At 66.7% G+C, this 18,476-nt stretch carries 19 protein-coding genes and 1 tRNA gene; 1 reads left to right on the top strand and 19 read right to left on the bottom strand.

Annotation, left to right across the window (positions count from 1 at the left end):
• Positions 1-5 precede the first annotated feature (5 nt).
• From ACFQ9K_RS20735 to rplJ, 13 genes are all read right to left on the bottom strand, one after another.
• Positions 6-743 (bottom strand): hypothetical protein, encoded by a 738-nt coding sequence (locus ACFQ9K_RS20735; RefSeq protein ID WP_378723408.1) that lies wholly within the window; start codon positions 741-743, stop codon positions 6-8.
• An 11-nt stretch (positions 744-754) separates the two neighbouring features.
• Positions 755-1,480 carry a hypothetical protein gene (locus tag ACFQ9K_RS20730; RefSeq protein WP_378723409.1) on the bottom strand — a complete coding sequence of 242 codons (726 nt, stop codon included), beginning with the start codon at positions 1,478-1,480 and terminating at the stop codon, positions 755-757.
• 29 nt (positions 1,481-1,509) lie between these two features.
• Positions 1,510-2,751 carry an MCE family protein gene (locus ACFQ9K_RS20725; RefSeq protein ID WP_378723410.1) on the bottom strand — a complete coding sequence of 414 codons (1,242 nt, stop codon included), beginning with the start codon at positions 2,749-2,751 and terminating at the stop codon, positions 1,510-1,512.
• Positions 2,748-3,986: an MCE family protein gene (locus ACFQ9K_RS20720; protein ID WP_378723411.1), complete on the bottom strand. Its 1,239-nt coding sequence runs from the start codon at positions 3,984-3,986 to the stop codon at positions 2,748-2,750. Before ACFQ9K_RS20720 ends, ACFQ9K_RS20725 begins: the two co-directional genes overlap by 4 nt.
• Entirely contained in the window at positions 3,983-5,236 is a 1,254-nt protein-coding gene (locus ACFQ9K_RS20715) for an MCE family protein (protein ID WP_378723412.1), read from the bottom strand. The genes ACFQ9K_RS20720 and ACFQ9K_RS20715 overlap by 4 nt, the downstream gene beginning before the upstream one ends.
• Before the next feature lies 1 nt (position 5,237).
• A complete protein-coding gene (locus tag ACFQ9K_RS20710; RefSeq protein ID WP_378723414.1) occupies positions 5,238-6,248 on the bottom strand; it encodes an MCE family protein in 1,011 nt (336 codons plus the stop codon).
• Positions 6,248-7,324 (bottom strand): MCE family protein, encoded by a 1,077-nt coding sequence (locus ACFQ9K_RS20705; protein ID WP_378723415.1) that lies wholly within the window; start codon positions 7,322-7,324, stop codon positions 6,248-6,250. Before ACFQ9K_RS20705 ends, ACFQ9K_RS20710 begins: the two co-directional genes overlap by 1 nt.
• Positions 7,321-8,673: an MCE family protein gene (locus ACFQ9K_RS20700; RefSeq protein ID WP_378723417.1), complete on the bottom strand. Its 1,353-nt coding sequence runs from the start codon at positions 8,671-8,673 to the stop codon at positions 7,321-7,323. The genes ACFQ9K_RS20705 and ACFQ9K_RS20700 overlap by 4 nt, the downstream gene beginning before the upstream one ends.
• Positions 8,670-9,434 carry an ABC transporter permease gene (locus ACFQ9K_RS20695; RefSeq protein WP_223884852.1) on the bottom strand — a complete coding sequence of 255 codons (765 nt, stop codon included), beginning with the start codon at positions 9,432-9,434 and terminating at the stop codon, positions 8,670-8,672. Before ACFQ9K_RS20695 ends, ACFQ9K_RS20700 begins: the two co-directional genes overlap by 4 nt.
• A gap of 105 nt (positions 9,435-9,539) precedes the next feature.
• Entirely contained in the window at positions 9,540-10,334 is a 795-nt protein-coding gene (locus ACFQ9K_RS20690) for an ABC transporter permease (RefSeq protein ID WP_150399750.1), read from the bottom strand.
• 11 nt (positions 10,335-10,345) lie between these two features.
• A complete protein-coding gene (locus ACFQ9K_RS20685; protein ID WP_378723418.1) occupies positions 10,346-11,422 on the bottom strand; it encodes an ABC transporter ATP-binding protein in 1,077 nt (358 codons plus the stop codon).
• 241 nt (positions 11,423-11,663) lie between these two features.
• A complete protein-coding gene (rplL, locus tag ACFQ9K_RS20680) occupies positions 11,664-12,044 on the bottom strand; it encodes a 50S ribosomal protein L7/L12 (protein WP_378723419.1) in 381 nt (126 codons plus the stop codon).
• A 141-nt stretch (positions 12,045-12,185) separates the two neighbouring features.
• The gene (gene rplJ / locus ACFQ9K_RS20675) at positions 12,186-12,731 is read right to left on the bottom strand and encodes a 50S ribosomal protein L10 (protein ID WP_378723420.1); all 546 of its coding nucleotides are present in this window, start codon (positions 12,729-12,731) and stop codon (positions 12,186-12,188) included.
• A 411-nt stretch (positions 12,732-13,142) separates the two neighbouring features.
• On the opposite strand from rplJ, the gene ACFQ9K_RS20670 reads away from it, so the two are divergent.
• A complete protein-coding gene (locus ACFQ9K_RS20670; RefSeq protein WP_378723421.1) occupies positions 13,143-14,765 on the top strand; it encodes an MFS transporter in 1,623 nt (540 codons plus the stop codon).
• A 58-nt stretch (positions 14,766-14,823) separates the two neighbouring features.
• Here the strand turns inward: ACFQ9K_RS20670 and ACFQ9K_RS20665 are convergent, their stop codons facing one another.
• The 6 genes from ACFQ9K_RS20665 to ACFQ9K_RS20640 all read right to left on the bottom strand — a co-directional run bounded on the left by ACFQ9K_RS20665 (position 14,824) and on the right by ACFQ9K_RS20640 (position 18,191).
• The gene (locus ACFQ9K_RS20665; protein ID WP_378983433.1) at positions 14,824-15,354 is read right to left on the bottom strand and encodes an NADPH-dependent FMN reductase; all 531 of its coding nucleotides are present in this window, start codon (positions 15,352-15,354) and stop codon (positions 14,824-14,826) included.
• A 103-nt stretch (positions 15,355-15,457) separates the two neighbouring features.
• Positions 15,458-16,174 carry a 50S ribosomal protein L1 gene (rplA, locus tag ACFQ9K_RS20660; protein WP_378720659.1) on the bottom strand — a complete coding sequence of 239 codons (717 nt, stop codon included), beginning with the start codon at positions 16,172-16,174 and terminating at the stop codon, positions 15,458-15,460.
• Positions 16,175-16,249: 75 nt separating this feature from the next.
• Complete coding sequence (gene rplK / locus ACFQ9K_RS20655; protein ID WP_378720658.1) at positions 16,250-16,684, bottom strand: 50S ribosomal protein L11; 435 nt, start codon at positions 16,682-16,684, stop codon at positions 16,250-16,252.
• Positions 16,685-16,780: 96 nt separating this feature from the next.
• Positions 16,781-17,584, bottom strand: a complete 804-nt coding sequence (nusG, locus tag ACFQ9K_RS20650) for a transcription termination/antitermination protein NusG (RefSeq protein WP_378720663.1) — start codon at positions 17,582-17,584, stop codon at positions 16,781-16,783.
• A gap of 118 nt (positions 17,585-17,702) precedes the next feature.
• Positions 17,703-18,089, bottom strand: coding sequence for a preprotein translocase subunit SecE (gene secE, locus ACFQ9K_RS20645; RefSeq protein ID WP_378720657.1), 387 nt, complete (start codon positions 18,087-18,089; stop codon positions 17,703-17,705).
• A gap of 29 nt (positions 18,090-18,118) precedes the next feature.
• Positions 18,119-18,191: transfer RNA gene (locus ACFQ9K_RS20640), tRNA-Trp, on the bottom strand.
• Positions 18,192-18,476 lie beyond the last annotated feature (285 nt).

Genomic DNA, 18,476 nt, shown 5'->3' with positions numbered 1-18,476 from the left:
GAAGATCACTGGTCGACGATGTCGCTGGCGAGCCAGCGATCGCCCACCTTCTGCATGTGCAGCACGATCGGACCCGCGACACTCTGCTGCGCGGCGCCGTTCTTGGTCGCACTGACCACCAGGTTGACCAGCAGCTCGGCCCGGTCGTCGGTGAGCAAGGTCACAGCGATGGGATCGGCCTTGGCATCGGCGCTGGTCTGCGCCTGTTTTACCGCCGAGATCGTGGTGTCGGCGTACTTGTCCAGATCGGCCAGCATCTTGCCGGTGAGCACCTGTTTGGCGGTCTCGCGGTAGCTGTCGATGTTCTTCACGTCGTAGGCGTAGACGGTCTTCAACGCGTGATCGGCGGCCGCGCGCACCTCCTCGGTGGCCTTGTTGTCGACGAAGGCCTTGTTCGAGTCGTCGACGCCGGGACGGGACGCGGCGACGGCCGCGAATCCGCCCAGCAGCAGCGCGGCGACGAGCAGCGCGGCGACCAGCGACCAGAACGAACGACCCGAGGTCGCGCCGCCGGAACCGCGCGACGGCCGCTGCAGGCCGCCCAGGATCTTCTTCCGCCCGCCGGTCGGCTGCTGCTCGGGACGCTGCGCTTCCCGCACCGGACGCGCGGCGGCGGGCCGGGTGGTGCTCGTCACCCGCGGCTTGCGGGCCTGCGTGGTACGCGGGGCGGCGGCGCGGGCCGGCTGCTCACCGGACGGACGGCGCTTGGAGGTGACCCGGTTGATCGGCTTACGAGAGGTCATGACTGGGTCTCCTACGATCCCGGCTTGGGCGCGGCGGGCGGCTGGTCGGCGGGCGGCGCCTGCGGCGACTGGCCCTGGCCGCCGCTCAGCAGCACCGGCTGGCTCAGCGAGGAGATCTGCTCGGCCTTCCAGACGTCGCCGGTCTTGGTCACGTCGACGTTCCAGCTGTAGCGGTACTCGGCCGGCGGCTTGTCCTTGGCCAGCTCGGTCACCTGCAGCACGACCAGCGCGGACGCCTTGTCCTTCTCGCTGTTCAGCGTGGTGAGCGCGGAGCCGAGCACCTTGGAGGTCATGCCCGTGTTGGTCTGCTTGGCCAGCGTCTCGGCCTGGTCCTTGTTCTTGTTCGCCGAGTCGAGCAGCGCGCCGGTCATCGAGGAGCGGGCCAGCGCGAGCGAGCCGGGAACGTCGTCGAGGTTCATCGAGGTCATGTTGAGCGCGGCCTGGCGAGCGGCGTCGAGCGCGGTGTCGCGGGCGTCGGCGCGCGGGGCGTCGCTGACCGCCGAGCGGACCCAACCGGTGCCGAACCAGATGGCCGCGACCAGGGCGACGACCAGCAGGCCCGCCGAGCCGACCAGCGCCAGCGTGCGGACGAGCCCGCCGCGGTCCGGGCCGGGTGCCTCGTCGGCACGCTCGGCCGCGACGTCAGCAACCACGTCGGAGGCCGGCACGCCGTCCGCGGGGTCCGGTGATTCCTGCGGCTCGGCCGAATCGAGCTGCTTGGTCAAATCTGAGGTCACGCCAGACACCCTAACGTCGTCGTTCCTGGTCACCGCTTCGGCGTAACCCCCATCAGGGTTGCCATCTGCACGGCGATCGGATTCAGGTTCAGTCGATCCGGATCGGTCTTGGGGGTGGAATCCCAGGGCTGCACGACATTCGGATCGGCGAGATCGGCCTTCGAGCCACCCCGCACGGTGGTCGGGTTACCTTGCGGCACAGTGCACTTCGCGTCCTTGTTGAACGGGAACTCGTCGCGGGTGTCGTCGAAGTCCGGATTCTGCGCCTTCATCTGCTCGAGGATCCGCTGCGTTCCCTCGTAGCCGACGGTACAGGCCGGCGGATTGTTGGCCTCCAGCACCAAACCGAAGTGCGTGGTGCCGTCGCCGGGCGCGGTGGACGAGCCGCCGATGGACAACTGCGGCAGGAACTGCAGCAGCGGACGGATCGCGTAGAACTTCGGCGAGATGGCCAGCAGCAGCTGGCGCAGGTTCCCGAGGTCCTGGGTGAGCGCGCCGCCGCTCTCGCGCAGCAGCGCGTCGATCTGCTGGCCCGCGTCGTTGCCGGTGCCGATCAGCCGCCGGATGTCCGGGTCGCTGGAGCGCAGCTGCGCGGTGAGCTTGTCCAGGCCGTCGCTGAACTCGCGGATGGCGCCGGACTGCTCGGCCTGGGTGCCGAGCGCGATCTTGCTGTCCCGGATCAGCTGCAGGGTCTGCGGCAGCGTCTCGTTGAACGTGGTGGTGAACTTGTTCAGCGAATCGACGAAGACCTGCAGGTCGTCGCCCTTGCCGTCGAACGCCTTGCCGAGCTCGCGCACGGTGGTGTTCAACGCCGCGAGATCGACCGAGCGGGTGAACGTGTCGACGCTGGCGACCAGCTGCTCCACCGGCACCGGCGTGGTCGCCGAGGTGATCACCGAACCGTCGTGCAGGTAGGGCGAACCGTCGGTGTCGGGCTGCAGATCGACGTATTGCTCGCCGATCGCGGAGCGGTTGGCCACCACGGCCTTCGCGCTCGCCGGGATCTTCGGCGAGCTCGAATCGACGATCAGGTGCAGCACCACGCCGTCACCGGTGAGTTCCAGCTCGCCGACCCGGCCGACCGGCACGCCGCGGTAGGTCACCTCGGCGCCCTTGTAGATGCCGCCGGTCTGCGCGGCCTGCACCTTCACCTCGTACTGACCGAGACCGACCATGTGATCGAGCCGGATGTACTTGGCGCCGACGAAGACGACGCCGACCACCGCGACGATGACGAAGGCGATCAACTGCCAACGAACCAGCCTGGTCATCGGGCTCCACCCACTCCCAATTGCTCCAGAATCGCCCCGACCGGATTGGGCGGCACACCCGGCGCGGGCGGCTGCGCCATGTTCGGCGGCAGCGGCAGGATCGACACGGTCGGCCAGCCGGGCCGCGGGCCGTTGCCGTTGTAGTACGGGTTGGTCGGATTCACCGGCACCGGCGGTCCGAGCGGCGGGGTGTACACCGGATCCGGTTTGCCCACACCGAGATTGCTCAGCGTGACGCCGATCTGCTGGTCCACCGACAGCCAGGTGTTGACCGACCCGCCGAAGGTGGACTCCAGCGTGGAGTCGGGGAACGGATAGGTCGGGATCAGCGGCAGCGCGGTGATCAGATCCGGCGCGGACTTGCCCAGCTCCTGCAGCGTCGGACGCAGCGCGGTCAGGTCGCGGATCAGGTCGTCCTTGGAGTGATCGAGCACGTCGAAACCGGCCTGGCCCACCCGATCGAGCTGGGTGAGCAGCCCGACCAGCTGCGGGCGCTGCTCCTCCAAGATCTTGACGCCCTGGGGCAGCTGGTCCAGGATCTTGCCGATCTGATCGGTCTGCCTGCTCACCCGGCTGCTCAGCACATCGAGACCGTCGAGCGCCCTTGTGATGTCGTCGACCTGGTCATCGAGGCCCTTGATCAGGATGTTCGCCTGATCGAGCAGCGAACGCACCCGGTCCTCGCGGCCGCCGATGGTCTTGTTCAGCTCGGTCACGATCGGTTGCAGCTGCGCGACGCCACCGCCGTTGAGCAGCAACGACATCGCGCCGAGCACCTGCTCGATCTCGGTGGCGTGCCGGGTGTGGTCGACCGGGATCACCGACCCGTCGGTCAGCTTCCTGGTCTCCGGCTCGGCCGCGGGCTTGGACAGCTCGATGAACTTCTCGCCGAGCAGATTCGACTGCCGCACCTCGGCTCGCGCGTTCGCGGGCAGGTCGACCGAGGAGTTCACCACGGCCCGCACGGTGGCCGTCCACTGGTCCTTGCCGATCTTGATGTCCTCGACCCGGCCCACCGGCAGGCCCTCGACCTTCACCGCGGACTGCGGCACCAGGTCGAGCACGTCGTCGAACTGGATATCGATGTACATCGGATGGTCGCCGACGTCGGCGCCGCCGGGCAGCGGCACGCTGTAGATGCCGTCGGAGGCGCACGAGGTGACCAGGGCGGCGGTCACCCCGATGGCCAGCGCGGCACCGAGACCGCGTGTGACGGAACGGATTCGGCTACTCACCGCGCACCTCCCTGCGACGGCGGAAGCCGGTCGGACGGGATGCCGGGCACCGTGCCCGGCACCGGAGCGCGCTGCTCGTTCTCCCCGCTGAGCACGCCGAACGGCAGGATCAGCGTCGGCGTCTGCACGCCGGCGGTGATCTGATCGGCGATCTCCTTGCAGTGATCGAGGATCGGGCGCATCTGCCTGCCCAGCGCCTCGAACTGCGGATCGCCCGGCCGCAGCTTGGACACGTCGATCAGCTTGCACATCACTCCGAACGGATCCTGCAGGTCGGTGAAGTTGGCGCGCATGTCGAGGGTGCCGGACTCGGCGTTGTGGATGTTGATCAGGTTGCTCAGCGCCAGCGGCAGCACCGGCAGCGCGGCGGCCAGGTCGTCGCGCTGATCCGACAGCGTCTTGGTCAGCGTGACCAGCCCCTCGGCATTGCTGGCGATCAGGTCGCGGTTGTTGTCGATGAACCGGGCGACATCGCCGAGCGCGACCGACAGCAGGTTCAGCGCGGCGCCGAGGTCGCTGCGCTCGCTGGCCAGGAAGCTGGACAGGTCGGCGAGCTGGACGTTGAACTGGCGCACCTGCGCGTCGTTGTCGGCCAGCATGGTGACGAAGTTCTGCAGGTTCTTGACCGTGTCGAAGATGTCGCCGCGCGCGTCGGACAGGTACTTGGCCGCCTTGGACAGCTGGGTGAGGCTGTTGGCGAGGGCCTCGCCGTTGCCGTCCAGGTTCGCCGCGCCGGTGCGCACCAGCTGGTTGACCGCGCCGTCCTTGTTGGCGCCGTTGGGGCCCAGCGCGTCCGAGAGCTCGGTGATGCTCTTGTACAGCTGGTCCACCTCGACCGGGGTGACCGTGCGGTCGCGCGGAATCGTCGCGGTGCGCGGCATCTTGTCCCCGCCGGTGTAGACCGGGGTGAGCTGGATGTAGCGGTCGGACACGATCGACGGCGTGATCTGCGCGGCCCTGGCGTTCGCCGGGATGTCGAAGGAGCGATCGACGCTCATCACGATCTTGACCTGATCGCCCTGCGGCTCAACCGAATCCACCTTGCCGACCGGCACGCCGAGCACCCGCACGTCCGAGCCCTCGTAGATGCCGACCGAGCGATCGAAGTACGCGGTGATCTTGGTGGTGGTCAGCCGGTCGACCGTCCACCACAGCACGCCGGCGGCGACCACGGCCACCACCAGGACGAGCGCGATGGTGATCTTGGTACCGCGCCCCGAAGTACGCAGCGCCTGCAACCGGTCCGCCATGTCAGTTACCTCCCATGTTGCGGATCGGCGGACGGGCGCCGGGGATCTCCGGCAGCGCGGGCGGGATCAGGTTGACGATCACCGCGTCGAACCAGCGGCCGGTGCCGAGCACGTTGGCGTAGATCCCGTAGAACGGGGCCGCCAGCTCCAGGGTCTTGGAGATGTTCTGCTGGTTGGCATTCAGCAGATCGATCGAGCCGCGCAGGTTCTTCAGCGCCGGGCCGATCTGCTCCTCGTTGTCGTGCACCAGCGCGGTGAGCTCGGCGGACACCGTCTTGGCGCCGGAGAGCAGCTGCGCGATCGACTGCTGGCGAATGTTGAGCTCGGCCAGCAACTGCCCGCCGTTGGCCAGCAGCCGCTCGAACTCCGCGTTGCGGTCGGCCAGCACCTGGGTGGTCTGCCTGGTCGCGGCGAACAGCTTCTTCAGCTCCTCGTCCCGCTTGGCCAGCGTCTCCGACAGCCGGGCGACGCCGTCGATCGAGCCGCGCAGCTCCGGCGGTGTGGTGGCGAACGCGTCCGAGAGCACCCGCATGCTGGTGGCCAGCTGGGCGGTGTCGATCTGGTCGATGTTCTTCGCCGCGTCGGTGAACGCGTCCACCACGTCGTACGGAGCGACCGTGCGGGACAACGGAATCCGGCTCGCCGGGTCGGCGGCGCGGGAGCCCTTCGGGTCCAGCGCCAGATACTTCTGGCCGAGCACGGTCTTGATCTGGATCGAGGCGGTGGTCTCGCTGCCGATCCAGGCGTCCTGGGTGCGGAAGTCGACGAGCACCTTGGGGCCGTCGAGGCGCACGTCGGATACCGAACCGACCTTCACCCCCGCGATCCGGACCTCGTTGCCCTTCTTCAGCCCAGCGGCCTCGGAGAATTCGGCGGTGTACTTGGTGCCCGCGCCGATGATCGGCAGCCGGTCCAGGAAGAACGCGGACACCGTCACCAGCAACACCATGACCAGGCCGAGCACGCCCATGAAGACGGGACTGCGGCGTCCGAGCAGAATCCGGTCGTCCATCAGCGGGCCTTCCCGGAGCAGCGCGGCGCGGCATTGGTGTAGATGGGCTGGTTGATCGTCGGCAGTGCGGCGGGCAGGTTCAGGTTCGGGGCGTCCGCCGTGCCCGGCCCGACGACGATGTCGATACCGCACAGATAGAACTGGAACCAGGAACCGTAACTGCCTACCCGGCCGAGCTTTTCCATCTTGATCGGCAGGTTGCGCAGGACGTCGTTCACGTCGTCCTGGCGATCGTTGATGGTGCCGGCCAGCTGACTCAGTCCGGCGATCGAGCCCTGCAGCGTCGGCCGCACCGGCACCAGCAGATCGGCGGTGGCCGAGGCCAGGTTGCCGAGCGAGGTGACCGAACGGCCGATCGTGTCCCGTTCCGCGGACAGGCCGCTGACCAGTGCCTCGGTATTGACGATGAGCTTGTCGAACTGATCGTCGCGCTGATTGACCGTGTCCAGCACCGCGGTCAGGTTGCGCACCAGTTCGCCGATCACCGCGTCCTTGTCCGCGATCTTGTTGGTCAGGTTCGCGGTGGTGGCGACCAGGTCGTGGATGGTGCCCTGCTCGCCCTGGAACACCTGGATGATCTCGAAGGAGAGCTTGTTCACGTCATCGGCGGTCAGCGTGCGGAACAGCGGGCGGAAGCCGTTGAACAGCGTGGTGAGGTTGAGCGCGGGATTGGTGCGCTCTAGCGGAATCGTGCCGCCCTCGTTGAGCTTTCGGCCCTGCTCGCCGGTGCCCTGCTCCAGCGCGATGTAGCGCTGGCCGACCAGGTTCCGGTAGCGGATGCTCGCGGTGGTCGAGGCGGGCAGCCAATTGCGGTCGGTGAGTTCGAAACTCACCTCGGCCAGGCGCTTGTCCACGATCGCGATATTGGTGACCTTGCCGATCCGCACGCCGGCGACGCGCACCTCGTCACCCTTGTTGAGCGAGGTGACATCGGTGAAACGAGCCTTGAACTTCGTGCCGTTCCCGCTGTAATTGGCGATGGACAGCGCGAGCACGGTGGTCGCGAACACGGTCACGAGGACGAAGATGACCAGCTTGGTGAGCGGGCCACCGAGGCCACGGAGTCGCTGCTTCATCGAACGCTCACCTCGCTACCCCGGAACGCGGGCGCGCCTGCCCTGGTCACCCAGCTCGGCACCTGGTCGGGCGCAACACCATTGGCGGCGCCGTAGATCGCGCCGAGCGACTGCTGCTCGACCGGCGAACCGGCGATGGTCGGCACCCGGCCGGCCGGGTAGACGCCGAACTGCGGCGGCGACAGCTTGCCGGTCTCCAGATCGCCGGGATTGCGGCTCGGCACCGCGTAGGAGCCGTCGTTGTTCGCGCCGCCGGTGTACTGGCCGGGGTCGACGCCGAGCGGCTTCTCCGGAATACACCACGGACCGCGGTCGTCGAGCCAGCGCGGCTCGTCCTGGTTCGGCAGATACTTGCCGCGCGGGTTGGTCAGCTCGATGCTCACCCGGGTGCCCGGATTCTTCGTGCCCTTGCCGAGGATCTCGTCGATGCGCGGCTTGAGCTGAGCGAAGTTCGCCATCACGCACGGGAACGTCGGCGAGTAGGTGGCCAGCTGCTCGAGCAACGGGCGGGAGTCGGCGGACAGGTCGATGATGTTGTCCCGGTTGGCCACCAGGAAATCGGCGCTGTTCGAGGAGGCGGGGGTCAGCACGGCGTACAGCGAGTCGATGTCGAAGCGCCGTTGCACGATGGTCGCGTTGGTGGTGCGCAGGTTGTCCAGCGCGTTCACCAGCTGCGGCGCGGCGTCGGCGTAGGTGGCGGCCACCTCGGCGAAGCTGCGCAGGTCCGCCTGCAGGTCCGGCAGCACGCCGTTGACCTGACGGAAGATGTTGTCCAGCTTGTCCACGCTCTCGCCGAGCGCCACCCCCTGACCGGACAGCGCCTGCGACAGCGCGCCGAGGGTGGCGGCCAGATCCTGCGGCGGGATCGCCTGCAGCAGCGGCATCAGGTCGTCGAGCAGCTTGCTCAGCTCGATCGCGTTGCCGCTCTTGTCCTGTTGCAGGGTCACCCCGTCGGTCAGGTGCTTCGCGCTGCGATCGGCCGGAATCATCAGGTCCACGTATCGCTCGCCGAACAGCGTCTTCGGCAGCAGCCGCGCGGTCGCGTTGGCGGGAATCTGATCGGCCTTGTCCGGGTGGATGGCCAGGTGCAGGGTCACCTTGCCGTTCTCGGAATCGCTCGACCGGACATCGCCGACGGTGATGCCGCGGACCTTCACGTCCGCGTTCTTGGTGAGCGCGTTGCCCACGCTGTCGGTGACCAGGTCGACGTCGACCGTCTTCACGAACTGCTTGTTGTAGATCGCGATCGTGGTCGCGAGAAACAGCGCGACCACCACGAAGAACGCGATGCCGAGCAGCCGCACGCGCAGCTTCTCGGTGGACCGCCACGCCTGCACACCGCGACTCATCCGGCCACCCGCACCGTCGTTGTCGTCCCCCAGATGGCCAGGCTGAGGAAGAAATCGAGCACATTGACCAGCACGATGGCCGCGCGCACCGCACGCCCCACCGCGACGCCGACGCCCGCCGGTCCGCCGGTGGCGTGGAAGCCGTAGTAGCAGTGCACCATGATGATCACGAACGCGAACACCAGCACCTTGACGAACGAATAGAGCACGTCCTCAGGTGGTAGGAACAGGCTGAAGTAGTGGTCGTAGGACCCACTGGACTGCCCGTTGAACCAGATGCTGATCATCCGCGAGGCCAGGAACGTGCCGAGCAGGCCGACGATGTAGAGCGGGATCACCGCGAGGAAGCCGGCGATCACCCGGGTGGTGACCAGGAACGGCACGCCGGGCACCGCCATCACCTCGAGCGCGTCGATCTCCTCGGAGATCCGCATGGCGCCGAGCTGCGCGGTGAAACCACAGCCCACCGTCGCCGACAACGCCAAAGCCGCGACCAGCGGCGCGATCTCGCGGGTGTTGATGTAGGCGGTGAGGAAGCCGGTCAGCACCGAGCTGCCGAGCGCGTCCAGCGCCTTGAAGCCCTGCAGGCCGACCACGACGCCGACCGAGCCGGACATGAACACGATGACGCCGATGGTGCCGCCGATCACCGCGAGCGCGCCGCTGCCGAAGGTCACCTCGGCGAGCAGCCGCATGACTTCCTTGCGGTAATGCACGGCGGTGCGCGGGATCCAGGCGATGGCGCGGGTGTAGAACGACATCTGCTCGCCGGCCCGATCGATCACCTTCAGTGGTGAACGGGCGATACTTCCCGCCCGGCGAAGCGATTTGGCGAGAGCGGGGTTGCGGTACTGGGTGGCCACCGGTCAGGCGCCCTTGGCCGGGACGACCTGCAGGTACACCAGGGTGAGAATGAGGTTCACGAAGAACAGCACCAAGAACGTGATCACCACGGATTGGTTCACCGCTTCACCTACTCCCTTCGGGCCACCCTTGGGGTGCAGACCCTTGTATGCGGCGATCACACCGGCTATCAGACCGAACACCAGCGCCTTGAACTCACCGATCCACAGGTCCGGCAGCTGCGCCAGGGCGGAGAACGAGGCGAGGTACGCGCCGGGCGTGCCGCCTTGCAGCAGCACATTGAAGAAGTAACCGCCCGCGATGCCGACCACCGACACCAGGCCGTTGAGCAGCAGCGCCACCACGGTCATGCCGAGCACGCGGGGCACGACCAGCTTGTGCACCGGATCGACGCCGAGCACCTCCAGCGCGTCGATCTCCTCACGGATGGTGCGCGAGCCGAGGTCGGCCGCGACCGCCGAACCGGCCGCGCCCGCGATGATCAACGCCGTGACGATCGGCGCCGCCTGCTGCACGGTGGCGAGCACACTGGTTGCGCCGGTGAAGGATTCGGCACCGAGCTGTTTGATGAGCGAGCCGGTCTGCAGCGCGACGACCGCGCCGAAGGGAATAGCGACGAGTGCGCTGGGCAGGATCGAGACACTCGCGATGAACCACGACTGCTCGATGAACTCCCGCCACTCGAACGGCCGGCGAAACGTCTTGCGCAGCACGTCCACGAACAGCGCAAAGATGTTGCCGGCCTGGCCAAACCCCGACTCCAGTGGAGTCCGCAATCGCGCCAGGGAGGAATTCACGATCGCAGATGTTACCCGTTAGTTGTGTTGTGTCGAGTGGTGGTCTCGTACGCGCCGCCCTGGTAACCACCCAGGTCGCTGTTGTTGTACGCGAGCACCTGCGTCTCGTCGTTCTGATCAAGTGATTCGCGAATCGCGGTTTGCGCCGCGTGCGGCAGGGTGTGCATGATCTCGCGGACCCGCTCCTTGCGCCGGTTGACCGCCTGCCGGACCGGCATGCCGGGGGTCGCCTGCATCTGCGGGATGATGCCCTCGACCTCTTCGGCGCCGCCGTGGTGATGGCCGCCGTCGAACATCGCTTGCTCGCGGGCCATCTGGGCCTCGTCCTTCTCCTCGGACATGCCGATCGGGCCCTGCATGCGTCCGTTGAGGAACTGCTTGACCACGGGCTCGTCGGAGGTCAGCAGGACCTCGCGCGGGCCGAACATGACCAGCTGGCGGCGGAACATCATGCCGATGTTGTCCGGCACGGTGCGGGCCAGGTTGATGTTGTGCGTGACGATCAGGATGGTGGCGTCGATCTGCGCGTTGATATCGATCAGCAGCTGGCTGATGTAGGCGGTGCGCACCGGGTCGAGGCCGGAGTCCGGCTCGTCGACGAGGATGATCTGCGGGTCCAGCACGAGGGCGCGGGCCAGCCCGGCGCGCTTGCGCATACCGCCGGAGATCTCGCCGGGCAGCTTGCCTTCGGCCCCGAGCAGACCGGTCAGCTCCAGCTTCTCCATGACGATCTTGCGGACCTCGGATTCCGGCTTCTTCGTGTGCTCACGAAGCGGGAACGCGACATTGTCGAAGAGGTTCATCGAGCCGAACAGCGCGCCGTCCTGGAACAGCACGCCGAAGAGCTTGCGGATCTCGTAGAGATCCTTGTTCGAGCAGGTGGTGATATCGGTGTCGCCGACGAAGATCGAGCCGCGCTCCGGGCGCAGCAGGCCGATCAGCGACTTCAGAAAGACCGACTTACCGGTGCCCGACGGGCCCAGCAGTGCGCTGACCTCACCGGTCGGCAAGGTCAGGGAGACATCCTGCCAAATTCGCTGGGATCCGAAGGACTTGGTAATACCTTCGGTTCTGACCTCGACGCCCACGCCAACCTCCACAATTTCTCAGCGAGCTGCCCACCAGCTAACCGCGTGCTCGGTCTCGCGGTGTGTCACGTCACAGTGGGTCGGGCCACTGTATCTCAAGAGCGAGACGGGGCACACCCCAACCTGACTGAAGAGTAACCCCGTTTCATTCGCTATTTCCGCATTGTTGGTGCAGGTCGCCATAAATAGCAAACGGGCGGCCCCCACAATGGGGACCGCCCGTCGGCGATTCGGTCGGGAATTACTTGACCGAGACCTTGGCGCCGGCCTCTTCCAGCTTCGCCTTGGCAGCCTCGGCGGCGTCCTTGGCAACCTTCTCCAGGATGGCCTTCGGCGCGCCCTCGACGAGGTCCTTGGCTTCCTTCAGGCCCAGGCCGGAGACGATCTCGCGGACCACCTTGATGACCTGGATCTTCTTGTCGCCCGCACCCTCGAGGATGACGTCGAACTCGTCCTGCTCCTCGACGGCGTCGGCAACGGCGCCCGGGCCGGCCGGACCGGCGACGGCGACCGGAGCCGCGGCGGTGACCTCGAACTTCTCTTCGAACTTCTTGACGAAGTCCGACAGCTCGAGCAGGGTCATGTTGCCGAAGGTCTCCAGCAGTTCGTCAACGTTGGCCATGATGTTGTTCCTTTCGGTAGTTGTTGTCTATGAGGGCGACGCGCACGCGAATCACCCATGTCTTTCATTGGCGGCCTGCACTGGCCCTGCGTGGTTACGCTGGCGCTGCCGCCTCCGGGCCTGATGCTCAGGCCGCGTGGGTTATTCCGCGGCAGCGGTTTCGCCACCGGCTTCGGCCTGCTTCTTCTCCACGAGCGCGGCGGCAAGGCGAGCCACCTGCGATGCGGGAGCGTTGAACAGACCGGCGGCCTTCGCCATGTTGCCCTTCATCGCACCGGCCAGCTTGGCCAGCAGGACCTCGCGGGACTCCAGGTCGGCGATCTTCTCGACCTCGGACACGGACAGCGGCGCGCCGTCCATGTAGCCGCCCTTGATGATGAGCGCCTTGTTGTCCTTCGCGAAGGTCTTGAGCGCCTTCGCCGCGGTGACAGGCTCGCCGCTGATGAAGGTGATCGCGGTCGGTCCGACGAACAGCTCGTCGAGGCCTTCCACGCCAGCTTCGGCAGCAGCGCGCTTGACCAGGGTGTTCTTGGCGACGGAGTACGTGGCTTCGGCGCCCAGCGCGCGGCGCAGCTCGGTGAGCTTGCCGACCGACAGTCCACGGTATTCCGTGACAACGGTGGCAGTGGAGCTCTTGAACTGCTCCGCGATCTCCTCGACCGCAGTGACCTTCTCGGGTTTTGCCATACTTCGCCTCCTCTCTGATGGTCGGTTCGAAACGGACTACCGATCAGGGGACGGCGACAAAACAAACGCCCCGGACGCAGGGCGTTCCGGGGCGCACAAACAACTCACGGCCTCGGTTCTCCCTGCGTGGGCCGCCGGCAATGTCGCCGGACCTTCGATCGAACCCATGCGGGCTCGACGACCAACGGTCTTCGGTAGAACGGATTGGGTAGGAATCGAACTAGTCGATAACTGTTGTCCAATGTACCTGGACCACCCCCCAACTGCCAAAACGGGGTACACCCACGCGGAATCGGCACCATTCGGCAGCCGAATCGATGTGCTACTCATCACAATCGACTCCGCGATGTGGCCGAGATCGCCAGCCGAAGGTGTTACCAACGGTGACAGTTACTGTTTGACTGCTGAACTATGGCAACCTCCATAGTCGATCCACCGGTGCTGCTGGAACGACGTAACCAGCGCTTTCTCGCCTTGGCCGTGATCTGCCTCGCCGAGTTGCTAGTCGTCCTGGACAACACCATCGTGAACGTCGCACTGCCCTCCATCGGGGTACAGCTGCGCACCGGCGTCAGCGGCCTGCAATGGGTCGTCGACGCGTACACCCTCACCTTCGCGGGGCTGTTACTCGCGTTCGGCAACCTGGGCGATCGGCTCGGCCGCCGCCGGGTGATGATGGTCGGCCTGGTCGGCGTCGGCGCCATGTCGGTGGCCGGCGCGCTGTCCGGCTCGATGGGCGGGGTGATCGCCGCGCGCGCCGCGATGGGCGTGTTCGCCGCGGCCGTGTTCCCCGCGACGCTGGCCCTGATCATCAACATCTTCCACGACAAACGCGAACGCGCCCTGGCCATCGCGGCGTGGACCGCGATGGCCGGCTTCGCCATCGCGATCGGCCCGATCTCCGGCGGCTGGCTGCTCGAGCACTTCACCTGGCACTCGGTCTTCTGGATCAACGTGCCGCTGGCCGCGGTCGCACTGGTGGCGACGCTGCTCTGGGTACCGGAATCGCGCTCCACCACCGTCGGCCGGCTCGATCTGCCCGGCATCGGACTGTCCATCGCGGGCATCACGCTGGTGGTCTGGTCCATCATCGAGGCGCCGCGCTTCGGCTGGCTGTCCACCACCACGCTGGGCACCGGCGCGGTCGGCCTTATCCTGCTCGTCGCCTTCGTTGTCTGGGAATTGCGCACTGCCGCACCAATTCTCGATATGACGCTGTTCCGCAATCGGCGATTCTCGATGCCCGCCCTGTCGATTGCGATCTGCTACTTCTCGATGTTCGGATTCCTTTTCCTCATCACCCAGTATTTCCAAGGGGTGCGTGAATACACGCCGCTCGAATTCGGTATCGCCTCACTGCCTTTCGCGTTCTCGGTGGCCGTCGGCGCACCGATCGCCACCTTGCTCGCGCAGCGATTCGGGCCTACTCCGGTCATCGTCACCGGCCTGCTGAGCACCGGGCTCGGGCTGTATCTGGGCGGCCAGGTGACGGTGGACAGTCCCTACGTCACCGACGTGCTGCCCGCCATGGTGTTCATGGCGCTCGGCGTCGGCATCGTCCAGGGGCCGGCCACCGAATCGATCATGGGATCGCTGCCGCTGAACGAGGCGGGGGCCGGATCCGCGGTGAACGACACCACCAGGGAGATCGGCGGCACCCTCGGCGTCGCGGTGCTCGGCTCGATCGTGGCGTCGTACTACACGACCAGGATCGCCCCGCGCATCGACGCGTTGCCGACCGGCCTGATGAGCGCGAACGAGAAGGAGCTGGTGAAGTCCAGCCCGCTCAGCGTGCTGGAGATCCGTAAGCGCCCGCTCCCCCCGTTCTTCGAGAGCCAGCGGGAAAACCTCATCGTCGCCATGAAAACGGCCGCGCTGCAGGGCTCGCACACCGCGTCGCTGGTCGCCGCGAGCGCGGTGGTGGTGTGCGCGGTCGTGGTCGCGATCTTCCTGCCGTGGGGCGCGCCGGAGGGCGAGTCGGTGCTGCTCGCCTGGCGGGAAGGGACACGACCGCAGGAGGATTCGGCCGACTGAGGTCGAATTGTCGCACCGGCGGTCGGGATTCGGGCGGATCCCGGCCTAGTGCCGTGGGTCAGGCGGTCGCCCGGGCGACCAGCCGGTTCAGCGCCGCCACGGCGCCGGTACGGAACTCCGCGGTGGCGACCAGCCCGTCGGGTCCGACGTCGTCCCGGCCGACCGGCAGCCGGGCGCAGTCGTCGGGGACCACGTCCGCGCCCACGTAACCGAGAACCAGGGCCAGCGTCGCGGCGGCGCCTTCGCCACGGCCGGGTGCGGCCACGGTGATCCAGGCGGTCGGCTTCTCGTACAGATCGGCGGTGCCGACGGTCCAGTCGAGCAGGTTCTTCAGGCTCCCCGGGAGCGTGCCTGCGTATTCGGGGGTGCAGAACAGCACCGCGTCGGCCTGCGAAAGCTGTTCGCGCAGTGCGAGAACCGCCGGGTGCCCGGTGCCGTCGTCATCCGGGTTGAAGGCGGGCAGTGCGGCGAGCCCGTCGAACCAGCGCGCGTCCACGTCGTCGGCGGCCAGCGCCTGAACCGTGCGCAGGGCGGCGGAATTGGTCGAAGCACCGCGCGTGCTCCCGGAGATGAGCAGGACAACCGTCACGACACGACCAACGACGCCGCCGCCGGAATTAGTCCGGCCCACGAACGCGTCCGGGCGGGAACGCGATTCGCGTTCCCGCCCGGACGGACGTGCTGGGTGCTACTTAGGACGCATCCTCATCGAGGAGGTTGCGGGTGCGGTTCGGGTCCACCGGGATGCCCGGTCCGGTGTTCGTCGAAACCGTCACCTTCTTGACGTAGCGGCCCTTGGCGGTCGACGGCTTCACGCGGAGGATCTCCTCCAGCGCGGCGCCGTAGTTCTCCACCAGCGCGGCATCGGCGAAGGAGGCCTTGCCGATGACGAAGTGCAGGTTGGCCTGCTTGTCGACGCGGAAGTTGATCTTTCCGCCCTTGATGTCGTTGACCGCCTTGGTCACGTCGTTGGTGACCGTGCCCGTCTTCGGGTTCGGCATCAGGCCACGCGGTCCGAGGACACGCGCGATCCGGCCGACCTTGGCCATCTGATCCGGGGTGGCGATCGCGGCGTCGAAATCGAGCCAGCCGCCCTGGATCCGCTCGATCAGGTCCTCGGCGCCGACGGCGTCCGCACCGGCGGCCTCGGCCTCGGCGGCCTTCTCGCCTGCCGCGAACACGATGACGCGGGCGGTCTTACCGGTGCCGTGCGGCAGGTTGACCGTGCCGCGAACCATCTGGTCCGCCTTGCGGGGATCGACGCCGAGACGAACGGCGACCTCGACGGTCGCGTCGGTCTTGGTGGTCGCGGTCTCCTTGGCCAGCCGCGCCGCGGCGAGCGGGGAGTAGAGCGTGTCGCGATCGACCTTCTCGGCCGCGGCGAGATACGCCTTGCTTCGTTTTGCCATGATTCTCTGTCCTTAGTTTCTGGTTCAGCCGTGGTTACCGGGCCTGGCCGGCCCTCCCACCTGGAGCGAGTTCGCTCAGCCCTCGACGGTGATACCCATCGAACGCGCGGTACCCGCAATGATCTTCGCCGCCTGATCGAGATCGTTGGCGTTCAGATCTTCCTGCTTGGTCTTGGCGATCTCGCGCACCTGATCCATGGTCACCTTGGCGACCTTGGTGCGGTGCGGCTCGGCCGAGCCCTTCTGCACACCGGCGGCCTTGAGCAGCAGCCGAGCGGCGGGCGGGGTCTTCAGCTTGAAGTCGAACGAGCGATCCTCGTAGACCGAGATCTCGACCGGAATGACGTTGCCACGCTGCGACTCGGTCGCGGCGTTGTACGCCTTGCAGAACTCCATGATGTTGACGCCGTGCTGACCGAGCGCGGGACCCACCGGAGGGGCGGGGTTCGCCTGGCCGGCCTGGATCTGAAGCTTGATGATCCCGGCGAGCTTCTTCTTCTTGGGGGGCATCTTTCTTTCCTAGGTGTCTGTTTTCCTTGCTCTTTGCAAGTCCTGGTGAATCAACCCGTGAACCGGGCCGATTCATTCCGTCGGGGACGGAACGTCTTAGATCTTCGCGACCTGGGTGAAGCCGAGCTCGACCGGGGTCTCGCGGCCGAAGATCGACACGAGCACCTTGAGCTTCTGCTGCTCGGCGTTGACCTCGGAGATGCTGGCGGGCAGCGTCGCGAAGGGGCCGTCCATGACGGTCACCGACTCGCCGACCTCGAAGTCGACCTCGATGGCCGGCTTGGACACCGACTCGGTGGACGACTCGGACGTGCCCGTGCCCGCGGCGGCCGGAGCCTTCTTCTGCTGGGCGGCGGGGACGAGGAACTTCACCACGTCATCGATGGACAGCGGCGACGGGCGCGAGGTGGCGCCGACGAAACCGGTGACGCCGGGGGTGTTGCGCACCGCGCCCCACGACTCGTCGTTGAGTTCCATCCGGACCAGGATGTAGCCGGGCAGCACCTTGCGGTTGACGTTCTTGCGCTGGCCGTTCTTGATCTCGGTGACCTCTTCGGTCGGCACCTCGACCTGGAAGATGTACTCCTCGAGGTCGAGGTTCTGCACGCGGGTCTCGAGATTGGCCTTCACCTTGTTCTCGTAACCGGCGTACGAGTGGATGACGTACCAGTCACCGGGGGCGCGCCGCAGCGCGGACTTCATCTCGGCGACCGGATCGGCGGGTTCGGCATCGATCGGAGCGGCAGCGGCTTCCTCGTCGGTCTCCGACTCGGAGTCGACGGCGCCCTCGGAGTCCACGTCCTCGGAGTCTTCGACGGTCGCGGCGTCCTCGGTCGTGGGATCCACCACCGCGTCCTCGACCGGGAACTCTTCGTTTGTGTCGTTCTCCGGGGTGCTCACTGGGGCACTCGCTTCCTGTGTCGTCACGTACATCCTCTGCGTGCCGGGGCCGGGCGCGCGGCGGAACCAGTCCGCCCGGGTCTGCCCCGGAGATCGGCCGGCGTCGGCTCGTTCTGCTCTAGCCGAACAGCCAGTTGACACCCTTGATGAACGCCACATCCAACCCGCTGATGAACGCGACCATGAAAATCACGAACACCAGAACAACGCTCGTATAGGTGACCATCTGCTTCCGGTTGGGCCAGATCACCTTGCGCAGTTCCGCGATTACCTCACGCAGGAACTTGATCAAACGCTTGAACGGATTACGCGTTCCGCGTTCGGCCCGATCGGTCTTGGTTGCCTTGCGCGACGTGGGTCGATCCAGAGTGGCGATCGAACCGGTGTCGGACGACGCGCTGCGAGTCCGCCGGGCGGTTCGCTTGCCACTCGGACGAACTCCGCCGGCGGTGTCATCGCCGTCGTCGGTCGCATGTGCGCCCAGGCGATCTTCCCGCTCGCTCACGTCGATCCTTTCGTCGCTGGCATCCAGGGCAGGGGCGACAGGACTTGAACCTGCAACCTGCGGTTTTGGAGACCGCTGCTCTGCCAGTTGAGCTACGCCCCTTCGGTTGGATCCGTGTTGGCCGTCCAACCACTGTTCGGTATTCAGTTGTTCTTCTGGTGTCACATAACACGCGCGCTGCTTGGCAGTTGCCGATTCCTTCGGCGAATCCTCGAGAACTCGCCCGGAACCGGCTCTACAGAGCAGCGCGCAACGGCTGGTGACCCCAGAAACCTGAGTGTACGTTACCGTCCGCGTCGTTTGCCAATCAGGGTCAAGCGACCAGGTCAGGCAGTATCCACTTGGCCTGATCGGTGCCCTTCATGACCACGCGAGCTACCGCTTCCG

Source organism: Nocardia sp. NPDC056564 (assembly GCF_042793755.1).
GTDB lineage: Bacteria > Actinomycetota > Actinomycetes > Mycobacteriales > Mycobacteriaceae > Nocardia.
Note: the sequence above shows the minus strand (reverse complement) of the source record. Positions and strands in the feature narration are given on the sequence as shown.